Source organism: Vibrio sp. Vb1018 (assembly GCF_033338775.1).
GTDB classification, from domain to species: Bacteria; Pseudomonadota; Gammaproteobacteria; order Enterobacterales; family Vibrionaceae; genus Vibrio; species Vibrio alginolyticus.
The window spans coordinates 36487-53897 of sequence record NZ_JAWOTI010000021.1; the positions used below are offsets into that span (position 1 = coordinate 36487).

Below are 17411 nucleotides of genomic sequence, written 5' to 3' on the forward strand. Positions count from 1 at the left end.
ATTATTTTTTATCTCGCTCCATCGAGCGCTGACGTAAAAGTTTTTGTTGTTGATACAGTGCCGCCTTTATCAGTAAATCTTGATCAGATTCTCGGAGCATCTTGTATCTAAGCGTGATAATGAAATCTTGCTCTGAAGCATCACATTCTTCTACTTGAGCGTAACAGTAAATCGCCGCAGCAGGGTGATCGAGGAACAGTTTAACACGAACGAGTTGTTGAGTAGTTAACGCTGTATCTGAGCGGAAACTGAGTTGACTAGCACCAAACTGCGTCGTTTGATAGCGAATGGAGGCGTCATCTTGTTGTGAAAGCATAAAGCTCAACAAGAGGTTAAGTTTCGCGTTTTGCGTATCAAGCAAGTTGATCACATGCTTTAACTCTTTGTTTTTCAGCTCTAGACGCGCGTTGTCTGCCAACATATCTAAGTGACTAAATTCACTGGCGACAATAAATGGTGCTGGAATTTCGGAGGCAAATGTTTCTTCATCTGGCGAAGCAAAGTCCGCACTCAACGTTTCGACGTTGATGGTGAGGTTATGATGGACGGTAAAGTATTCTTGCTCTGTCATATAGTCGATCCTTTTGCCAGTGAGCGCTCCCTGTTCACTCAACAAACAAAGAGAAATAGGGCACTGATTATCGCTAACTGAATGAAGTTATCAAGTTTAGCCGATTTGTCCTTGAACTTTTTGCCCTAAATACAGACTTATTGCATGTCGTTGACAAATTTAGCGATTCTCTTGTCTTCTTAATGAGAAGAGTAAGGTAAGATAATCCGCTAAAGCTTTATATCAAAACAACCAGTTGGTTTGTCTTATATGTATCATCCTATCTCATTGTTTATTGGCTTAAGGTATCTTCGGGGACGCTCTGGAGATAGGTTCAGCCGATTTGTTTCTTATATGTCGACGGCGGGTATTACGATCGGTGTAATGGCGTTGGTGACGGTTCTTTCTGTGATGAACGGGTTTGAATCGCAGTTAAAAGAACGCATTTTAGGTGTGCTACCTCATGCCGTGGTTTCGCAACACGATGGAAAAGCGCCTATGACCGAGTCTGCCCCTCCATTTGTTCAAGCGATGTCGAGTGAATCTCAGCCGGAGCCTATCGTTAGAGGAGAGGCTGTTATTCAGAGTTCTGCACAGCTGACGGCTGGTTACCTCATCGGTATTGAACCTAAGAAAGGCGATCCGATTAGCAACCATTTGATTGCCGGACGATTATCGTCACTTCATGCAGGTGACTACAATGTATTTTTGGGTCACAGTTTGGCGCGTTCACTAAAGGTCTCAATCGGGGATAAAGTACGCTTGATGGTGACCAACGCGACGCAGTTTACCCCACTTGGTCGTATTCCTAGCCAGCGAAACTTTACTGTCTCAGGCATTTTCAATACGGGATCGGACGTTGATGGTCAATTAATGATTGTGAACATGACGGATGCATCTAAGCTGATGCGTTTCCCTAAAGACACGGTTTCTGGTTGGCGTGTCTTTTTCTCTGACCCATTTATGGTGACGGATTTTGCTGACCAACCCATGCCTGATGGATGGGAATGGAGTGATTGGCGCGAACAGCGTGGTGAGCTTTTCCAAGCGGTGAAAATGGAAAAGAACATGATGGGACTTATGCTAGGTCTAATTGTGGGTGTCGCTGCATTCAATATTATCTCCGCTTTAATCATGGTGGTAATGGAGAAGCAATCAGAAGTCGCAATATTGAAAACTCAAGGCATGACTCAATCTCAAGTGATGACCATTTTCATGGTGCAAGGTGCAAGCAGTGGTGTAATTGGCGCGATTGTTGGTGGCGCTGCGGGCGTGATCTTGTCACTTAATCTAAATGCGATTCTTGAATCTGCTGGTGTGGCGCTATTCAGCTTTGGTGGTCATCTACCCATCTTGATTGATTCACTGCAAATTCTTTTAGTGGTGGTGTTGGCGATTGCTCTTAGCCTTGCTGCTACACTTTATCCTTCTTATCGAGCATCTTCTGTTAAACCTGCTGAGGCACTTCGCTATGAATAAGCTATTAGAATGTCGTGATATTCGTAAAGTCTACCGAGAGGGTTCGTTAGATACGGAAGTGTTGAAAGGCGTAAGTTTCGATATCGACAAAGGGGAGTTGGTTTCTATTGTTGGCTCTTCTGGTTCGGGAAAAAGTACCTTATTGCATATTTTAGGTGCGTTAGATGACGCAACTCATGGTGAAGTTGATTTTCTAGGGCAAAACCTATCAGCTTTGAGCTCGAACAAACAGGCGGCATTACGCAACAAGCACCTTGGTTTTGTATACCAGTTTCATCACTTGTTGGCTGACTTTACTGCGCTTGAAAATGTGGCGATGCCACTGATGATTGGCGGTGCTAAAGTAGCGGATGCAAAACAGGCGGCTAAAGCGCTGTTAGATAAAGTTGGTTTGAGTCATCGGATGCAACATAGACCCTCCGAGTTATCGGGCGGTGAGCGTCAGCGTGTTGCGATTGCGCGTGCATTGGTGAATAAACCTGATCTGGTCTTGGCTGATGAACCTACGGGGAACTTAGATCACAATACGGCACTGTCTATCTATGATTTGATGCGCGAGCTCAATAAAGAGTCAAACATTGCATTTTTGGTTGTCACGCATGACAAAGAGCTAGCAGCAAAAATGGATCGTCAAATGCACATGCAAGATGGTTTGCTCGTAGATCGTTTTGTGACTGATACAGCATCTGCGGAGGGCTAGTTTTGTTTACCTCTTTAGCTTTGATGATTGGTGGTCGCTTCAGTCGAGCGAAAAAGCGCAACAAGATGGTGTCTTTCATATCGCTTTCTTCGACTATTGGTATTGCGGTTGGCGTTGCTGTGATCATTATCGGTTTGTCTGCAATGAATGGCTTTGAGCGCGAGCTGCAATCGCGTGTGTTGTCTGTGATCCCACACGGCGAGTTAGAAGGTGTTAATGGACCACTTCATGACTACACCAAAACGATGAATCAAGCTCTAAAACATGAACATGTTGTTGCGGCAGCACCGTACGTTCGTTTTACGGGCTTGGCAGAAAAAGGCAGTAAGCTAAAAGCGATAGAAGTTCGTGGTGTAGAGCCTACTTTCGAGCAAGCGGTGTCGAGCTTATCGAATTTTATTGACCAAGAAGCTTGGCAAAACTTTTATGCCGGTCAGCAGCAAGTGATCTTAGGACGAGGTGTAGCAAACGAGCTAAATGTCGCCGTGGGGGATTACGTTACGTTGATGATTCCGCAAACAGGCGGCGCAAATAAAGTGCAGGCTCCTAAGCGAGTGCGCGTGAAGGTGTCAGGGTTCTTAACATTGAATGGCCAAATCGACCACTCTCTAGCGTTAGTACCATTAGCGGATGCTCAGCAATACGCGAGATTAGGGGAAGGGGTCACTGGCATTTCACTAAAAACTGACGATGTTCTCAATGCGCCTTCTATTGTTCGCGAGGTTGGTAGCATGGTTGATGTTTACGTGTATTTGAAAAGCTGGCAGCAAAAGTTTGGTTTTTTGTATCGCGATATTCAGCTCGTGCGCACCATTATGTACTTGGTGATGGTACTGGTGATTGGCGTGGCATGTTTTAATATTGTGTCTACGTTGATGATGGCAGTGAAAGACCGAGCGGCGGAAATTGCAATTTTGCGAACAATGGGAGCAAAAGATAGCCTAATCAAACGGATCTTTGTTTGGCAAGGTGTATTCTCTGGTGTATTTGGTAGTCTCGTCGGCAGTGTTATCGGTGTCTTAGTAGCGTTAAACCTGACTCCGTTAATTAAAGGGCTAGAGAGCTTAATCGGTCATCAGTTTTTATCGGGTGATATTTACTTTGTTGACTTCTTACCATCACAACTACACTGGCCAGATGTCGCATTGGTGTCAGTGACGGCGATAGTGCTTAGTTTACTTGCGACTTGGTATCCTGCTTCTCGTGCCGCAAGGTTGAATCCGGCGGCTGTACTGAGTTCTAAATAGCTGATTGTTTTACAATATGCGAAAAACAAAAAGGACCGAATTCGGTCCTTTTTTGTATTTATCCGACTTGAGTAACATCGCGTTTCATTCTAACTGTTAGATGCCCCTCAACTGATAGCTCAAATGCTGATTTTTACGCAGTAAGGTCTTATCTTATTTTGCGTTTTTGCCAGCTCCGTACCACTGAGTAGCGCCAAAGCCCTCGAATTCCGAAGTAGCCAATAATCGCGGATACAACCCCACAAATTGCGCAGCCCAATAGAAATGGAGGTCCAATGGTGCTCATTTGCTGCATGATGAATTCCCACGATAGTTCAAAGTGAAAAGGTTGCGGGGGAAGACGCATCACTAGAGCACCTAGCTTGTACGCAAAGTAAAATAGCACAGGCATAGTGATAGGGTTGCTGATCCATACCAAAGCGACGGAGAGGGGCAGATTGACACCCAACATAATGGCCAAGCCAGCGGCCATGATCATTTGGCTCGGCAGCGGAACAAAAGCCATAAATAACCCGACAGCAAAAGCCCCTGATGCCGAGCGGCGGTTTAAGCACCACAAGTTCGGGTTGTACAACACATTGCCGAAGACCTTCAATGCTTTTTGGCGTTTGATCAATTCATGATCTGGCATGAAGCGTTTTATCAGCTTTCTAGGCATAGGACAGCATGACTCTCTCAGAAAAAAGTTGGACCTTGGCGTTATTTGTAGCGAGCGTAATCTCGTCAGCTTGGTGGCCGACAATACCAGATTGGCGTTGGTTGCTGCTGGGAATAATAACCACTGGCTCAATAATCAAATTACGTCGTGGCTTAATTAGCATAGGCGCAATTGCGGGCTTTATGGTTGTCATCGTCCACGGCAATGTATTGGAGTCTCAGAGACAAGCCCTTTTTCAAGCAGGGGAGAATATTACCATAATTGGTAAAGTTGACAGCCCTTTTACGCAAATAAGTCACGGTTATGAAGGTATTGTCGCTATAGAAGCGGTAAATTCTCAAACTCTGTTACCTTTTCTTAAACCTAAAATCCGTCTTATTACGCCTTTTCCACTCGATGTTAACAGTGAGTTTACGACATCCATCTCGTTAAAGCCGATTACAGGTCTACGCAACGAAGCTGGCTTTGATGCTGAAAAGCACGCGATGAGTAAAAATATTATCGCCCGAGCGGTTGTTAACAAAGATGCTAAGTGGATTGTTCGTTCTAATGTATCTCTGCGTCAATCCATTATTGCCGATGTCGCTGATGATGTGTCTTCCCTTCATCATTTCTCGTTAATAAGTGCGTTAGTTTTTGCTGACCGTTCTTGGTTGTCTAAGGAAGATTGGCAAGCGCTCAGGGACAGTGGTTTACTGCATTTGGTCTCCATTTCTGGTTTACATATTGGTATGGCGTTTACTTTTGGGCTAGTCGTGGGCGGTACCGTTCGTTATCTATTACCCCAATACCAATTGTTACCTAGCTTATATGGGCTGATCTTCGCTGTTGCCTACGCTTGGTTAGCGGATTTCTCTCTGCCTACTACGCGAGCAGTGTCGGTATGCGTTGTTTACGTTCTCCTGAAGTATACTCTGGTGCTCTGGACTTCTTGGCGAGTTCTTTTGCTTGCAGTATCTCTACAACTGCTTGTCCAACCTTTTGCATCCTACAGTATGAGCTTTTGGTTATCGTACCTCTCCGTTTGTGCGGTATTGTTCGCAATTAATTTGATTCGACATCAAAGGGGAGGTTGGAAAGCGAGATTAAAAGCGTTATTGCTTACTCAATTGATGTTGAGCGCTTTAATCGTACCTGTTAGTGGCCATTTCTTCTCCGGTTTTAGTTTGTCCTCAATAGCCTACAACTTGGTATTTATTCCTTGGTTCGGATTTATCGTTGTACCTTTGATGTTTCTAGCCCTGTTCTCATCTTTGTTTCTTGAAATGATAGCGAAGCCTCTGTGGCATTTGGTGGACTGGTCATTACAGCCATTGAGCACGTCAATACAGTACGCAATAGGTTCTTGGCAACCTATTAGCATGGAAATGACAATGCTGGTTATGGCGATAGTGGTTTGCTTAATATTTCAACGGTTCATGTCTCAGTACGCATGGTATTTGTTACTCGGCATCGTTATTAGTATCAAGCTTGCATCGGAGTATGAACCGCATTGGCGTATCGATGTATTAGATGTAGGTCATGGCCTTGCAGTGGTTGTAGAAAAAGACGACAAGGTGTTGCTGTATGACACTGGTAAAGCATGGCAAAGCGGCAGTATCGCAGAGCAGGTCGTCACTCCGGTTTTGCATCAACGAGGTTATGAAAGCATAGATACACTGATTCTAAGCCATTTCGATAATGATCACGCAGGCGGCCGCTTTTTCATTGAAGATGCCTTTTCTCCACAACGTAAACTTAGTAGTCAATTCTTTATCGGATATGAGCCTTGCACTAGAGGCGACCAAAGGAAATGGCAAGGATTAAACATGGAAGTGCTCTGGCCTCCTGAACTTGTTCAACGTGCGTATAATCCGCACTCCTGTGTATTACGACTTACTGACCCTATTTCTAACTTTAGTATGCTTTTTACTGGTGATATTGAGGCCATTAGCGAGTGGATTTTGCTTAGAGAACCCGGAAAGTTACAAAGCGATGTGATGCTAGTCCCTCACCACGGGAGTAAAAGTTCATCGAATCCTCGATTTATCGAGGCGGTGAGCCCGAGTGTGGCGGTTGCTTCTTTAGCAAAAAACAATCGATGGGGAATGCCAGCGGAAAATGTCGTTGCTTCATACCGAAAGCTTGGCATTACTTGGCTTGATACTGGTGAGGGTGGTCAGGTAAGCTTCTTTATTCACCGTGATAATTGGCGCTCAGAAACCAAACGTAGCGATACATTTGAGCCTTGGTATAGGCAGATGCTGCGTAAGGGAGTAGAATGAGAGTCTTAATGTAAGAAAATAAAGCACTTCTATGTCGATAAATACTGATGAAACGACTTGGCAGACGTTTAAGCGTCTATGGCAATTTATTCGCCTTTATAAGTCAGGTCTTGTCGTTGCAGTCATTGCATTAGTTATTAATGCCATATCAGATACCTATATGATTTCCCTACTAAAACCACTACTCGATGAAGGTTTTGGGAACGCTGAATCTGATTTTTTACGCACGCTTCCATTGATTATTTTTGCCATGATGTTCATCCGTGGCATAAGTGGATTTGTCTCCACCTACTGTTTGAGCTGGGTATCTGGCAACGTAGTTATGCAAGTCCGTCGCATGGTGTTCAATCACTTTATGCATATGCCAGTGTCTTACTTTGATAAGGAAAAGACGGGCAATTTATTGTCGCGTATAACCTACGACTCAGAGCAAGTGTCAGCGGCAACTAGCCAAGCGTTGGTGAGCATTGTCCGTGAAGGCGCAAGTATCATTGGTCTGTTAGTTTTGATGTTTTACAACAGCTGGCAATTGTCGCTAGTGCTGTTTGCTGTTGCTCCCGTTGTAGCATGGGGTATTGGTGTTGTTTCTAAACGTTTTAGAAAAATATCCAAAAATATGCAGACCATGATGGGTAACGTAACTGCATCAGCAGAGCAGATGCTGAAAGGCCATAAAGTTGTGTTGAGCTATGGCGGCCAAGACATCGAACGTAAACGATTTGAAAAAGTCAGCAACCAAATGCGTCAACAAAGCATGAAGTTGGTGACGGCTCAAGCGGCGGCTAACCCTATCATCCAAATGATTGCATCACTTGCAATTGTTGCCGTTCTTTATTTAGCAAGTATTGATTCGATTAAAGAGCAACTGACTCCAGGTACATTTACTGTTGTCTTCTCTGCAATGTTTGGTCTGATGCGCCCACTTAAAGCGCTGACTAACGTTACTTCTCAGTTCCAACGTGGTATGGCCGCGAGCCAAACGCTCTTCGCGTTAATTGACCTCGAGCCTGAGAAAAACGAAGGTAAGTTGACAGTTGAACGCGCAAATGGCGACGTTTCAGTTAAAAACGTAAGCTTTACTTACACTGGTGCAGAAAAACCAGCATTGGAAAATGTCAGCTTCGATATTCCAAGAGGAAAAACGGTGGCGCTAGTTGGCCGTTCTGGTTCAGGTAAAAGTACCATCGCGAACTTGTTCAACCGCTTCTATGATGTTGACAGTGGATCTATCACATTAGATGGGCATGATATTCGTGATTACGAGCTAAAGAATTTACGTCAGCAATTTGCACTAGTATCGCAAAATGTTCATTTGTTTAATGACACGATAGCAAACAATATTGCGTACGCAACGGATGGCCAATATGAGCGCAGTGATATCGAGAAAGCGGCAACACTCGCGCATGCGATGGAGTTCATCGGCAAAATGGATGATGGACTTGATACCATGATTGGTGAAAATGGTGCTAGCTTGTCTGGTGGTCAACGCCAACGTGTTGCGATTGCGCGAGCTCTATTGCGTGATGCTCCAGTGCTGATTCTTGATGAGGCAACTTCGGCTTTGGATACCGAATCCGAGCGAGCTATTCAAGCTGCACTTGATGAGCTGCAAAAAGACAAAACGGTACTTGTAATAGCGCACCGCTTATCCACAATCGAGAAAGCCGATGAAATTCTTGTGGTTGATGATGGTGCCATCATTGAACGTGGCAACCACGCTGAGCTTATTGAGAAAAATGGTGCGTATGCACAATTGCACCGTATTCAGTTTGGTGAATAAGCGCGGTGATTGAAAAAATCTGGTTTGAAAACCATCCAATAAAATATCTCTTGTGGCCGCTTTTGTGGCCACTGAGTTTATTATTTGGAGCGATAAGCAAGTCAAAGCGAAAGCAATACCAAACTGGCCGCAAGCAAGCTTATAATGCGCCTATACCTGTTGTTGTGGTTGGCAATATCACTGCTGGTGGCAATGGTAAAACACCAGTTGTTGTGTGGCTTGTTGAGCAACTACAGCAAATGGGCTTTAAGCCGGGGGTTGTTTCTCGTGGTTATGGGGCAAAGGCTCCTGCCTATCCGTTAGTGCTAAAAGAAGATACGCCAGCGAAGCATTGTGGCGATGAACCTAAGTTGATTCATCGCCGTACAGGAGCACCTGTTGCGGTAGATCCTGTGCGTTCAAATGCAGTGAAAGCACTGCTAGATTTGGATGTGGATATCATAATTACGGATGATGGATTACAACATTATGCGTTAGGCCGTGATATTGAGTTAGTGATTGTGGATGGGAATCGCCGGTTTGGGAATGAAAGCCTGATTCCATTAGGTCCTTTACGTGAAGGTATTGAGCGACTTAAAGAAGTCGACTTTATCATCACCAATGGCGGTCAAGCTCATACGGGCGAAATCGCAATGGCTTTAGCACCCTCTAAAGCTATTAATCTTAAGACTAAGCAACATGTGGATGTCTCGGAGTTGAAAGATCTCGTCGCATTTGCGGGCATTGGGCATCCACCGCGTTTTTTTCATACACTAAACTCGATGAACGCAGATGTTAAAGTCACAAAAGGTTTTGCTGACCATCAAGACTTTGATCAACAAGAATTAGAAGCATTGGCTCAACAAGGGACCAATGTGGTTATGACCGAGAAAGATGCCGTCAAGTGCAGCCATTATGCGCAAGATAATTGGTGGTATCTGCCTGTATCTGCCCAGTTTGAATCAAACGATGCAGAGCAAATTTTAAATAGAATAAAAGAGGTTAAAGCGGCTTATGGATCACCGTCTACTTGAGATTGTAGCTTGCCCTGTTTGCAAAGGTAAGCTGACGTACGATAAAGATAATCAAGAGTTGATCTGCAAATTGGATCGCCTTGCTTACCCGATCAAAGAGGGTATTCCAGTTCTGCTAGAGCCTGAAGCTCGCACTATGAGCATGGATGAGGGACGCTAATGTCTTTTACGGTTGTCATCCCTTCGCGCTACGCATCGAGCCGTTTGCCTGGTAAACCGCTAGCGGATATTGGTGGTAAGCCTATGGTTCAGTGGGTTTATGAACAAGCGCTACAAGCGGGTGCGGAAGATGTCATCGTTGCAACTGATGACGAGCGTGTTGCGAAAGCGGTTTCGTCATTCGGTGGTAAAGTTTGTATGACCTCTCCCCACCACGAATCAGGTACGGAGCGTCTTGCAGAAGTTGTTGAAAAGATGGCTATTCCGGCAGACCACATCATTGTTAATGTGCAAGGGGATGAGCCTTTGATTCCGCCGTCCATCATTCGTCAGGTTGCTGATAACTTATCAGGGTGTGAAGCCCCGATGGCGACGTTAGCTGTAGAAATAGACTCGGAAGAGGAAGTGTTCAACCCGAACGCTGTTAAAGTTGTCGCAGATGAGCAAGGCTATGCGATGTACTTTAGTCGAGCAACCATCCCTTGGGATCGCGATAACTTTGCTAAACAAGACAAAACCATTGCCAACCCATTAATGCGTCATATTGGTATTTATGCTTATCGAGCTGGTTTCATTAATACGTATGTCAACTGGGCACCAAGTGCATTAGAGCAGATTGAGTGTCTTGAGCAACTGCGAGTGCTTTGGTACGGTGAAAAAATTCATGTGGCGGTAGCGAAAGAAGCACCAGCAGCAGGCGTTGATACGCCCGAAGATCTAGAAGCCGTGCGCGCGATTGTTGCAAAGCAAGCGTAACAAATGCTCATATAGATTTAAGAATAAACAAGGCTCCTGAATTAGGAGCCTTTTTGTTTTACTTGTATCGCGGTATTAGTTAAATGTTAGTGTCGTATTGGTTCCGTTTAGGGCAGGTTGCTAACACCTCTCGGTGACCGGTGTCTTTCACTTCTTGGAGAATGACATCAAAGCCCCATAATCGGTACACGTGCTTTAGAACTTCTTCGTAACTATCATCAAGTGGGATGCGGTTGTGAGGAACGTACTGCAACGTAAGCGATCGATCACCACGGACATCGACATTAAACACCTGAATGTTTGGCTCAAGATTAGATAAGTTATACTGAGCGGCTAAGGTTTCTCTAATGCGTTTATAACCCATCTCATCGTGTATAGCAGCGACTTCAATAAAGTTCTTATGGTCATCATCGTTGATCGCAAACAGCTTGAAATCACGCATTAGTTTCGGAGAAAGGTATTGGCTAATAAAGCTTTCATCTTTGAAATTATGCATCGCGAAATGCACTGCATCTAACCAGTCGGTTCCTGCTAAATCTGGAAACCACTCCTTGTCCTCATCAGTTGGTTCTTCGCAGATACGCTTAATATCTCGGAACATGGCAAAGCCTAACGCGTAGGGGTTAATGCCATTAAAGTAAGGACTGTTATAAGGCGGCTGAGCCACGACACTGGTGTGGCTATGTAAGAACTCTAGAATGAACTTTTCAGACACCAAGCCCTCATCATAAAGATGGTTGAGTATGGTGTAGTGCCAGAACGTTGCCCAGCCTTCATTCATGACTTGCGTTTGTTTTTGCGGATAAAAATACTGACTGATCTTACGGACGATCCGAACAACTTCACGTTGCCATGGCTCTAACAACGGAGCATGTTTTTCGAAGAAGTAGAGCAAATTTTCCTGAGGCTCGCTTGGGAATCGCTCTTTAATGTCTTCCTCTTTCGTCTTGGCTGTTGGTACCGTGCGCCAAAGCTCATTAACTTGAGATTGTAGGTATGCTTCGCGTTCTTCTTGTCTTGCTTTTTCCTCTGTAATTGAGATTTTCTCTGGACGCTTGTAGCGGTCTACACCAAAGTTCATTAACGCGTGACAAGAGTCGAGCAGCTTTTCCACTTCTTTTACGCCATATCGTTCTTCACATTCGGCTAAGTACTTTTTGGCGAACAGCAGATAGTCGATAATAGAACTGGCGTCAGTCCACGTTTGGAATAGGTAATTACCTTTGAAAAAAGAGTTATGGCCGTAACACGCGTGTGCTATCACGAGCGCTTGCATTGTTACCGTATTTTCTTCCATCAAATAAGCAATACAAGGGTCGGAGTTAATCACAATCTCGTAGGCTAGCCCCATTTGACCATGTTTATAGTTCTGCTCTGTTTGAATGAATTTTTTACCAAATGACCAGTGGTTGTAATTGATTGGCATGCCGATGCTTGAATAGGCATCCATCATCTGTTCTGAAGTAATCACTTCTATTTGGTTAGGGTAAGTGTCTAGGCGATAATGCTCCGCGACACGCTTAATTTCTTTGTGGTATCGCTCTAACAGCTCAAATGTCCAATCTGGTCCATCTGGCAACACTTTACTGTTACGCTTCTTAGGCGCCTCTCCTGAGAGGTTTCTCGTTGCGGTATTCATCGCTAGCCTCCTTACGCCGTTTCTTTTTGGAATAGTTCACGAAAGACTGGGAAAATATCCTCCACAGAGCGAATGTTTTTCATTGCGAAATTAGGAAACTCTTCAGTGAGTTTTTCGTACTCATGCCATAGAGTTTGGTGCGAGCGCCGCGTGATCTCTATGTAAGAGTAGTACTGACAGTTTGGAAGTAATTTGTTCACTAACAGATCCCGGCATCTTGGCGAATCATCTGCCCAGTTGTCACCGTCGGATGCTTGAGCTGCATATATGTTCCACTGACCAATCGGGTATCGCTCTTTTACTATTTCATCCATTAACTTGAGCGCGCTAGATACAATGGTACCCCCGGTTTCTTGTGAGTAGAAAAATTCGTGCTCGTCCACTTCCTTCGCTTGGGTATGGTGGCGGATAAAGACGACTTCGACATTCTCGTAGGTACGAGTTAAGAACAAGTACAAAAGAACATAGAAGCGTTTTGCGATGTCTTTCGTTGCCTGATCCATAGAACCGGATACGTCCATTAGACAGAACATGACCGCTTGGCTCGATGGTACAGGGCGTTTCTCATAGTTCTTGAAGCGTAAGTCGAAGGTATCGATGAACGGCACGCTTTCGATTTTCTTGCGCAGTTCTTCAATTTCAGCCTTCAAGCGGTTCTCTTCAAACTGCTGAGCAGGCTCAATATTTTTGATGCGAGCAAGTTCGTCTTCTAGCTCTTTGAGAAGTCGTTTCTTACCAGCAGTCATTGCAGTACGGCGCGCAAGAGATTGTTGCAGAGAGCGTACTACGGCGATATTGGAAGGGATACCGGCAGTTTGAAAGCCTGCACGGTGCGTTTTCCATTCTGTGATTTTGGCAATTTGGTTTTTTTCTAGATTAGGCAGCTCGAGATCTTCGAACAAAATATCGAGGTACTCATCTTTTGATATTTGGAATACAAATTCGTCTTGGCCTTCTCCATCTGGACTGGCGTTCCCTTCTCCAGAGCCGCTACCTTGACCGCCACCTTTGGGACGCTCAATTTTATCACCAGTAATGAATTGATCGTTACCGGGATGAACTCGTTCGCGAACACCACCTTTGCCTTGATGAAATATAGGCTCATTGATGTCTTTGTGAGGGATAGAGACGTCTTCGCCCGTTTCCGTATTCGTAATCGAGCGTCGATTCACTGCGTCTGCTACCGACTCTTTTATTTGCTCTTTGTGGCGCTTCAAGAAGCGCTGTCGATTAACAGCGCTCTTGTTCTTGCCATTGAGCCTTCGGTCTATAAATTGCGCCATGAAATAGCCCTCTTCATGTTTCACAAGCGACCTAACTCAATACTGGGTTAGGATGACTTACGTACTCGTAGGTACCACTCAGAAAGTAGGCGAACCTGTTTCTCGGTATAGCCTTTTTCCATCATGCGAGCGACAAAGTCGTCGTGCTTCTTCTGATCTTCAGAAGAGGTTTTCGCATTAAATGAGATAACCGGAAGTAGCTCTTCGGTATTGGAGAACATTTTCTTCTCGATTACTGTGCGCAGTTTTTCGTAGCTGGTCCAAACCGGGTTTTGACCATTGTTATTCGCTTTCGCACGAAGCACAAAGTTAACGATTTCGTTTCGGAAATCTTTCGGGTTAGAAATACCAGCTGTTTTTTCGATCTTCTCTAGCTCAGCATTCAGTGAAGAGCGATCAAATAGCTGACCAGTTTCTGGATCTCGGTACTCTTGGTCTTGAATCCAGAAGTCTGCATAGGTGACATATCGGTCGAAGATGTTTTGGCCGTATTCAGAGTAAGACTCAAGATAAGCGGTCTGAATCTCTTTACCGATAAATTCAACGTATCGAGGTACTAGGTAGCCTTTCAAGAACTCGAGATATTTCTCTGCTGTTTCAGCAGGGAACTGTTCGCGCTCAACCTGTTGTTCAATCACATAGAATAGATGTACAGGGTTGGCTGCCACTTCGGTTTGGTCGAAGTTAAATACGCGTGACAAAATCTTAAAGGCAAAACGTGTTGAGAGACCGTTCATGCCTTCATCGACACCAGCATAATCACGATACTCTTGATAGCTTTTTGCCTTTGGATCCGTATCTTTCAGCGTTTCACCGTCGTATACGCGCATCTTAGAGAAGATGGACGAGTTTTCAGGCTCTTTAAGTCGAGAAAGAATACTGAATTGTGCCAGAGTCTCGAGCGTGCTTGGTGAACAAGGGGCTTGAGACAACTCACTGTTTTCAAGAAGTTTTTGGTAGATTTTGACTTCTTCTGAAACACGTAGACAGTAAGGTACCTTCACAATATAAACACGGTCCAAGAACGCTTCATTGTTCTTGTTGTTACGGAAGGTCTGCCACTCAGATTCGTTTGAGTGAGCCAGAATCATACCGTCGAATGGAATCGCAGAAAGGCCTTCTGTACCGTTGAAGTTGCCTTCTTGCGTTGCTGTTAACAGCGGGTGAAGCACTTTGATTGGTGCTTTGAACATCTCAACGAATTCCATTAAACCTTGGTTTGCTTTACACAGCGCACCGGAGTAGCTGTAAGCGTCTGGATCGTCTTGCGAATAGTGTTCAAGCTTACGAATATCGACTTTACCAACCAATGATGAGATATCTTGGTTGTTTTCATCGCCTGGTTCAGTTTTGGCAATACCGATTTGGTCAAGGATAGAAGGGCGTACTTTCACTACTTTAAATTTGGTGATATCACCACCAAACTCGTGAAGACGTTTAGCGGCCCAAGGAGACATGATCGAGCGAAGATAACGGTGCTCGATGCCATATTCTTTTTTCAAAATATCGCCATCTTCTGTGGCTTTGAATAGGCAGAATGGATGGTCATTCACTGGGCTGCGTTCGCCGTTAGCAGTAAGAACATAAATAGGCATCTGTTCCATCAGAGCCTTAAGCTTTTCTGCAAGCGAAGACTTACCACCACCTACAGGGCCGAGTAGGTAAAGAATCTGCTTACGCTCTTCTAGGCCTTGCGCCGCATGTTTTAGGTAAGACACAATTTGTTCTATGGCATCTTCCATGCCATAAAAGTCTTTAAAGGTTTCATAACGAGAGATAACACGATTCGAGAAGATTCGGCTTAGTCTCGGATCCTTTGCCGTATCGATTATCTCTGGTTCACCAATCGCCATCAGTAGGCGTTCTGCTGCATTAGCATAAGCGCTTTTGTCATCTTTACACAGGGCTAAAAACTCCTGTAACGACATCTCTTCATCTTTTGCAGCTTCATATCTTGATTGATAGTGGTCGAAAATACTCATGTCGCTTTCCCCTTTAATAGTCAGTCTACCGACGAACGTTGATTCAGGCTTTCCACCAACAGTTATGCTCGTTGTTGTTTGAATATACGTCCTGTTATCACATTTGGTTCGTACAGAATGTAAGATTGGCGACACCAAAGACTTTGCTTTATGGACGGTTTTTTCGTTACAACGGTGAGCGGTGGATATGAATTTTTCAATCACAGCCTTTCTCTACTTAAGCCTAGTCGGGGATTTGCAATTTTGCTTAACAATTATGAATTTATTGTAAAAGTGACATTTGAATCACTCTTTTATTAAGGACGAATTTATGTCGTGAATAGGTGCAATAGAAATCAAATATTTGGCAAAGACAGAAGAGTCTCAGTGATTCGTTGTTCTACATTGAGCAAGGTAAGTGAAAGAGGTAGGAAGAGAGCAAAGTCTTAGATAAGTTTGTGACAGGGTAAATAACAAGGAGAGCGGGCGCTCTCCTCATTCTTAGACGACCATTTTTATGCGCTGAAGATTTGCGCTAGTTCGTTTTCACATAAATGATACTGACGAGGGCAGTTACGCCAAGTTTGCAGCATACGGCGGTATTTATCTAGCATCGGCATTTGGCTGTTAAAGTGATGATCTGCCTTGTCAAACTGAGGGTACAAACCTTCAGAATCGATGAGAAAACGTACGTAATGTACTTGTTGCGCTTCTGAAGCGATATCAAATCCCAAGAACTTCAAGCGACGTTGATCCACGTTGCTACGATCTTCATCGTCTAGCATGTTGTAAGATTCTTGCATCGCATGATACATCTCCATAACGTCGATGATCTCACGACATTCTGCTTCTGAGAGGCAGCCGAAATCTTTGTTCAACTCTCGCATTTGTAGTTCATAACCACGTTCAACGATCGTTTGTAAGCGTTTGTATTTGGCCGCATTACTTGGATCAAGTTGAGACATAAGGTTGTATTGGTTTGATAGAATCAAACGTTGAGCGTTTGACATTTCCATGGTGACCTCACTAGATATCTAATACATTTTTAATGTGCTTAGGTTAACGCTTAAGACATGAGTGAAACATGATCTCAACACATATTTAATACTAAAAAATGGCAAGAACTGTCACTTTTGACCAGTTTCAAAACACTTATTTATGGTAATGATTGTATATGTAGTCTCGGTCTGAAAATACTCTCAGCCACTCTGGCTTGAATACGGTTAAAACCGCCAGTGCCATACCATTTAGTAGACCTTCAGGAAAGGCGAGCAACGGCACAAAAACAAAGTAGTTATGTTGAATGGTTTCCCAATCGTAGTGACCAACTGATAGGTGATAAAAAGAGTTAATGATGAGGTGCAGACTTCCTGTTATCGCGCCATTGAAAAATCCAGCAACGAAGATGAAAACAAAAATGTTTCGTGGTAAGTAGTGGTAACTCAGAAGAAACACTAAGTAACTAATGAAAATCGGAATTAGGGCAGATAGAACTAACGACGTGGGTAAGAGTAGCAAGGACACATCATGTAGTAGGTGGTTGACCAACATAGCGGGAATGCTGAGTAGAAATGCCATGCGCCAACCATACATCATCGTCAGCGTTGTTAGTGCAAGAAAATGAATCTGTAATCCTTCTTTTACACCTGCTTGAGCGGCCCATAAAATACTGAAAAAGAAGAGCGTTGCAAAAACGAGGTGCTGAAATCCTTTTTCTTTTTCCAGTTTGAGCCAAACGACTTTTTTCCAATCTGGTAGGCAGTAGACAGCTACTATCCAAATTGAGACAACAAGAGAGCCTAAGTTAAACAAATCCATGTTACTTCCTTCCTATGCGAACATGACGCAATCATTTCTATCGTTCTTTTTATACCTAAATGACCGCAGAGAAACTCACTGATAAGGCTTAGATATAATCAAAA

Annotated in this window: 15 protein-coding genes; 8 read left to right on the plus strand and 7 right to left on the minus strand. The window is 44.1% G+C overall.

Features of this window, described 5'->3' with window-relative positions; all coding sequences use genetic code 11:
- Position 1: 1 nt before the first annotated feature.
- Positions 2 to 571 (minus strand): PilZ domain-containing protein, encoded by a 570-nt coding sequence (locus R7Z10_RS19020; RefSeq protein ID WP_318105648.1) that lies wholly within the window; start codon positions 569 to 571, stop codon positions 2 to 4.
- A 249-nt stretch (positions 572 to 820) separates the two neighbouring features.
- Between R7Z10_RS19020 and lolC the strand changes: the two genes are divergently transcribed.
- From lolC to lolE, 3 genes are read left to right on the plus strand one after another with little or no spacing between them, the layout of a single operon-like run.
- The gene (gene lolC / locus R7Z10_RS19025; RefSeq protein WP_025998625.1) at positions 821 to 2029 is read left to right on the plus strand and encodes a lipoprotein-releasing ABC transporter permease subunit LolC; all 1209 of its coding nucleotides are present in this window, start codon (positions 821 to 823) and stop codon (positions 2027 to 2029) included.
- Complete coding sequence (gene lolD, locus R7Z10_RS19030; protein WP_005378457.1) at positions 2022 to 2729, plus strand: lipoprotein-releasing ABC transporter ATP-binding protein LolD; 708 nt, start codon at positions 2022 to 2024, stop codon at positions 2727 to 2729. The genes lolC and lolD overlap by 8 nt, the downstream gene beginning before the upstream one ends.
- Before the next feature lie 2 nt (positions 2730 to 2731).
- A complete protein-coding gene (gene lolE, locus R7Z10_RS19035; RefSeq protein ID WP_025766930.1) occupies positions 2732 to 3976 on the plus strand; it encodes a lipoprotein-releasing ABC transporter permease subunit LolE in 1245 nt (414 codons plus the stop codon).
- A gap of 148 nt (positions 3977 to 4124) precedes the next feature.
- On the opposite strand, the gene R7Z10_RS19040 is transcribed toward lolE, so the two are convergent.
- Positions 4125 to 4634, minus strand: coding sequence for a DUF2062 domain-containing protein (locus R7Z10_RS19040; protein ID WP_005387834.1), 510 nt, complete (start codon positions 4632 to 4634; stop codon positions 4125 to 4127).
- An 8-nt stretch (positions 4635 to 4642) separates the two neighbouring features.
- Here R7Z10_RS19040 and R7Z10_RS19045 point away from each other — a divergent pair, with 8 nt between their 5' ends.
- The 5 genes from R7Z10_RS19045 to kdsB are packed head-to-tail and all read left to right on the plus strand — an operon-like array spanning position 4643 to position 10606.
- Positions 4643 to 6898 (plus strand): DNA internalization-related competence protein ComEC/Rec2, encoded by a 2256-nt coding sequence (locus R7Z10_RS19045; RefSeq protein WP_318105653.1) that lies wholly within the window; start codon positions 4643 to 4645, stop codon positions 6896 to 6898.
- 31 nt (positions 6899 to 6929) lie between these two features.
- Entirely contained in the window at positions 6930 to 8678 is a 1749-nt protein-coding gene (gene msbA / locus R7Z10_RS19050) for a lipid A ABC transporter ATP-binding protein/permease MsbA (protein ID WP_042522131.1), read from the plus strand.
- 5 nt (positions 8679 to 8683) lie between these two features.
- Complete coding sequence (lpxK, locus tag R7Z10_RS19055; protein ID WP_047100862.1) at positions 8684 to 9691, plus strand: tetraacyldisaccharide 4'-kinase; 1008 nt, start codon at positions 8684 to 8686, stop codon at positions 9689 to 9691.
- Positions 9672 to 9851, plus strand: a complete 180-nt coding sequence (locus R7Z10_RS19060) for a Trm112 family protein (RefSeq protein ID WP_005378451.1) — start codon at positions 9672 to 9674, stop codon at positions 9849 to 9851. Before lpxK ends, R7Z10_RS19060 begins: the two co-directional genes overlap by 20 nt.
- Entirely contained in the window at positions 9851 to 10606 is a 756-nt protein-coding gene (kdsB, locus tag R7Z10_RS19065) for a 3-deoxy-manno-octulosonate cytidylyltransferase (protein WP_318105656.1), read from the plus strand. Before R7Z10_RS19060 ends, kdsB begins: the two co-directional genes overlap by 1 nt.
- Positions 10607 to 10685: 79 nt before the next feature.
- On the opposite strand, the gene R7Z10_RS19070 is transcribed toward kdsB, so the two are convergent.
- The 5 genes from R7Z10_RS19070 to R7Z10_RS19090 all read right to left on the minus strand — a co-directional run bounded on the left by R7Z10_RS19070 (position 10686) and on the right by R7Z10_RS19090 (position 17307).
- Entirely contained in the window at positions 10686 to 12245 is a 1560-nt protein-coding gene (locus R7Z10_RS19070; protein ID WP_005378449.1) for a SpoVR family protein, read from the minus strand.
- Positions 12246 to 12256: 11 nt separating this feature from the next.
- Entirely contained in the window at positions 12257 to 13528 is a 1272-nt protein-coding gene (locus tag R7Z10_RS19075; RefSeq protein WP_005378448.1) for a YeaH/YhbH family protein, read from the minus strand.
- Positions 13529 to 13575: 47 nt separating this feature from the next.
- Positions 13576 to 15510, minus strand: a complete 1935-nt coding sequence (locus R7Z10_RS19080; RefSeq protein WP_005378447.1) for a PrkA family serine protein kinase — start codon at positions 15508 to 15510, stop codon at positions 13576 to 13578.
- Between the two features lie 494 nt (positions 15511 to 16004).
- Positions 16005 to 16505 (minus strand): YfbU family protein, encoded by a 501-nt coding sequence (locus R7Z10_RS19085; protein WP_005378446.1) that lies wholly within the window; start codon positions 16503 to 16505, stop codon positions 16005 to 16007.
- 136 nt (positions 16506 to 16641) lie between these two features.
- Positions 16642 to 17307, minus strand: coding sequence for an energy-coupling factor ABC transporter permease (locus tag R7Z10_RS19090; RefSeq protein WP_064353743.1), 666 nt, complete (start codon positions 17305 to 17307; stop codon positions 16642 to 16644).
- Positions 17308 to 17411: the final 104 nt, after the last annotated feature.

Coding starts and splice junctions, on each gene's coding strand:
- R7Z10_RS19040 (WP_005387834.1), bottom strand. CDS start 4,634: ATGCCTAGAAAGCTGATAAAACGCTTCATGCCAGATCATGAATTGATC.
- R7Z10_RS19080 (WP_005378447.1), bottom strand. CDS start 15,510: ATGAGTATTTTCGACCACTATCAATCAAGATATGAAGCTGCAAAAGAT.
- lolD (WP_005378457.1), top strand. CDS start 2,022: ATGAATAAGCTATTAGAATGTCGTGATATTCGTAAAGTCTACCGAGAG.
- R7Z10_RS19060 (WP_005378451.1), top strand. CDS start 9,672: ATGGATCACCGTCTACTTGAGATTGTAGCTTGCCCTGTTTGCAAAGGT.
- R7Z10_RS19070 (WP_005378449.1), bottom strand. CDS start 12,245: ATGAATACCGCAACGAGAAACCTCTCAGGAGAGGCGCCTAAGAAGCGT.
- R7Z10_RS19075 (WP_005378448.1), bottom strand. CDS start 13,528: ATGGCGCAATTTATAGACCGAAGGCTCAATGGCAAGAACAAGAGCGCT.
- lolC (WP_025998625.1), top strand. CDS start 821: ATGTATCATCCTATCTCATTGTTTATTGGCTTAAGGTATCTTCGGGGA.
- R7Z10_RS19090 (WP_064353743.1), bottom strand. CDS start 17,307: ATGGATTTGTTTAACTTAGGCTCTCTTGTTGTCTCAATTTGGATAGTA.
- msbA (WP_042522131.1), top strand. CDS start 6,930: ATGTCGATAAATACTGATGAAACGACTTGGCAGACGTTTAAGCGTCTA.
- kdsB (WP_318105656.1), top strand. CDS start 9,851: ATGTCTTTTACGGTTGTCATCCCTTCGCGCTACGCATCGAGCCGTTTG.
- R7Z10_RS19045 (WP_318105653.1), top strand. CDS start 4,643: ATGACTCTCTCAGAAAAAAGTTGGACCTTGGCGTTATTTGTAGCGAGC.
- R7Z10_RS19085 (WP_005378446.1), bottom strand. CDS start 16,505: ATGGAAATGTCAAACGCTCAACGTTTGATTCTATCAAACCAATACAAC.
- R7Z10_RS19020 (WP_318105648.1), bottom strand. CDS start 571: ATGACAGAGCAAGAATACTTTACCGTCCATCATAACCTCACCATCAAC.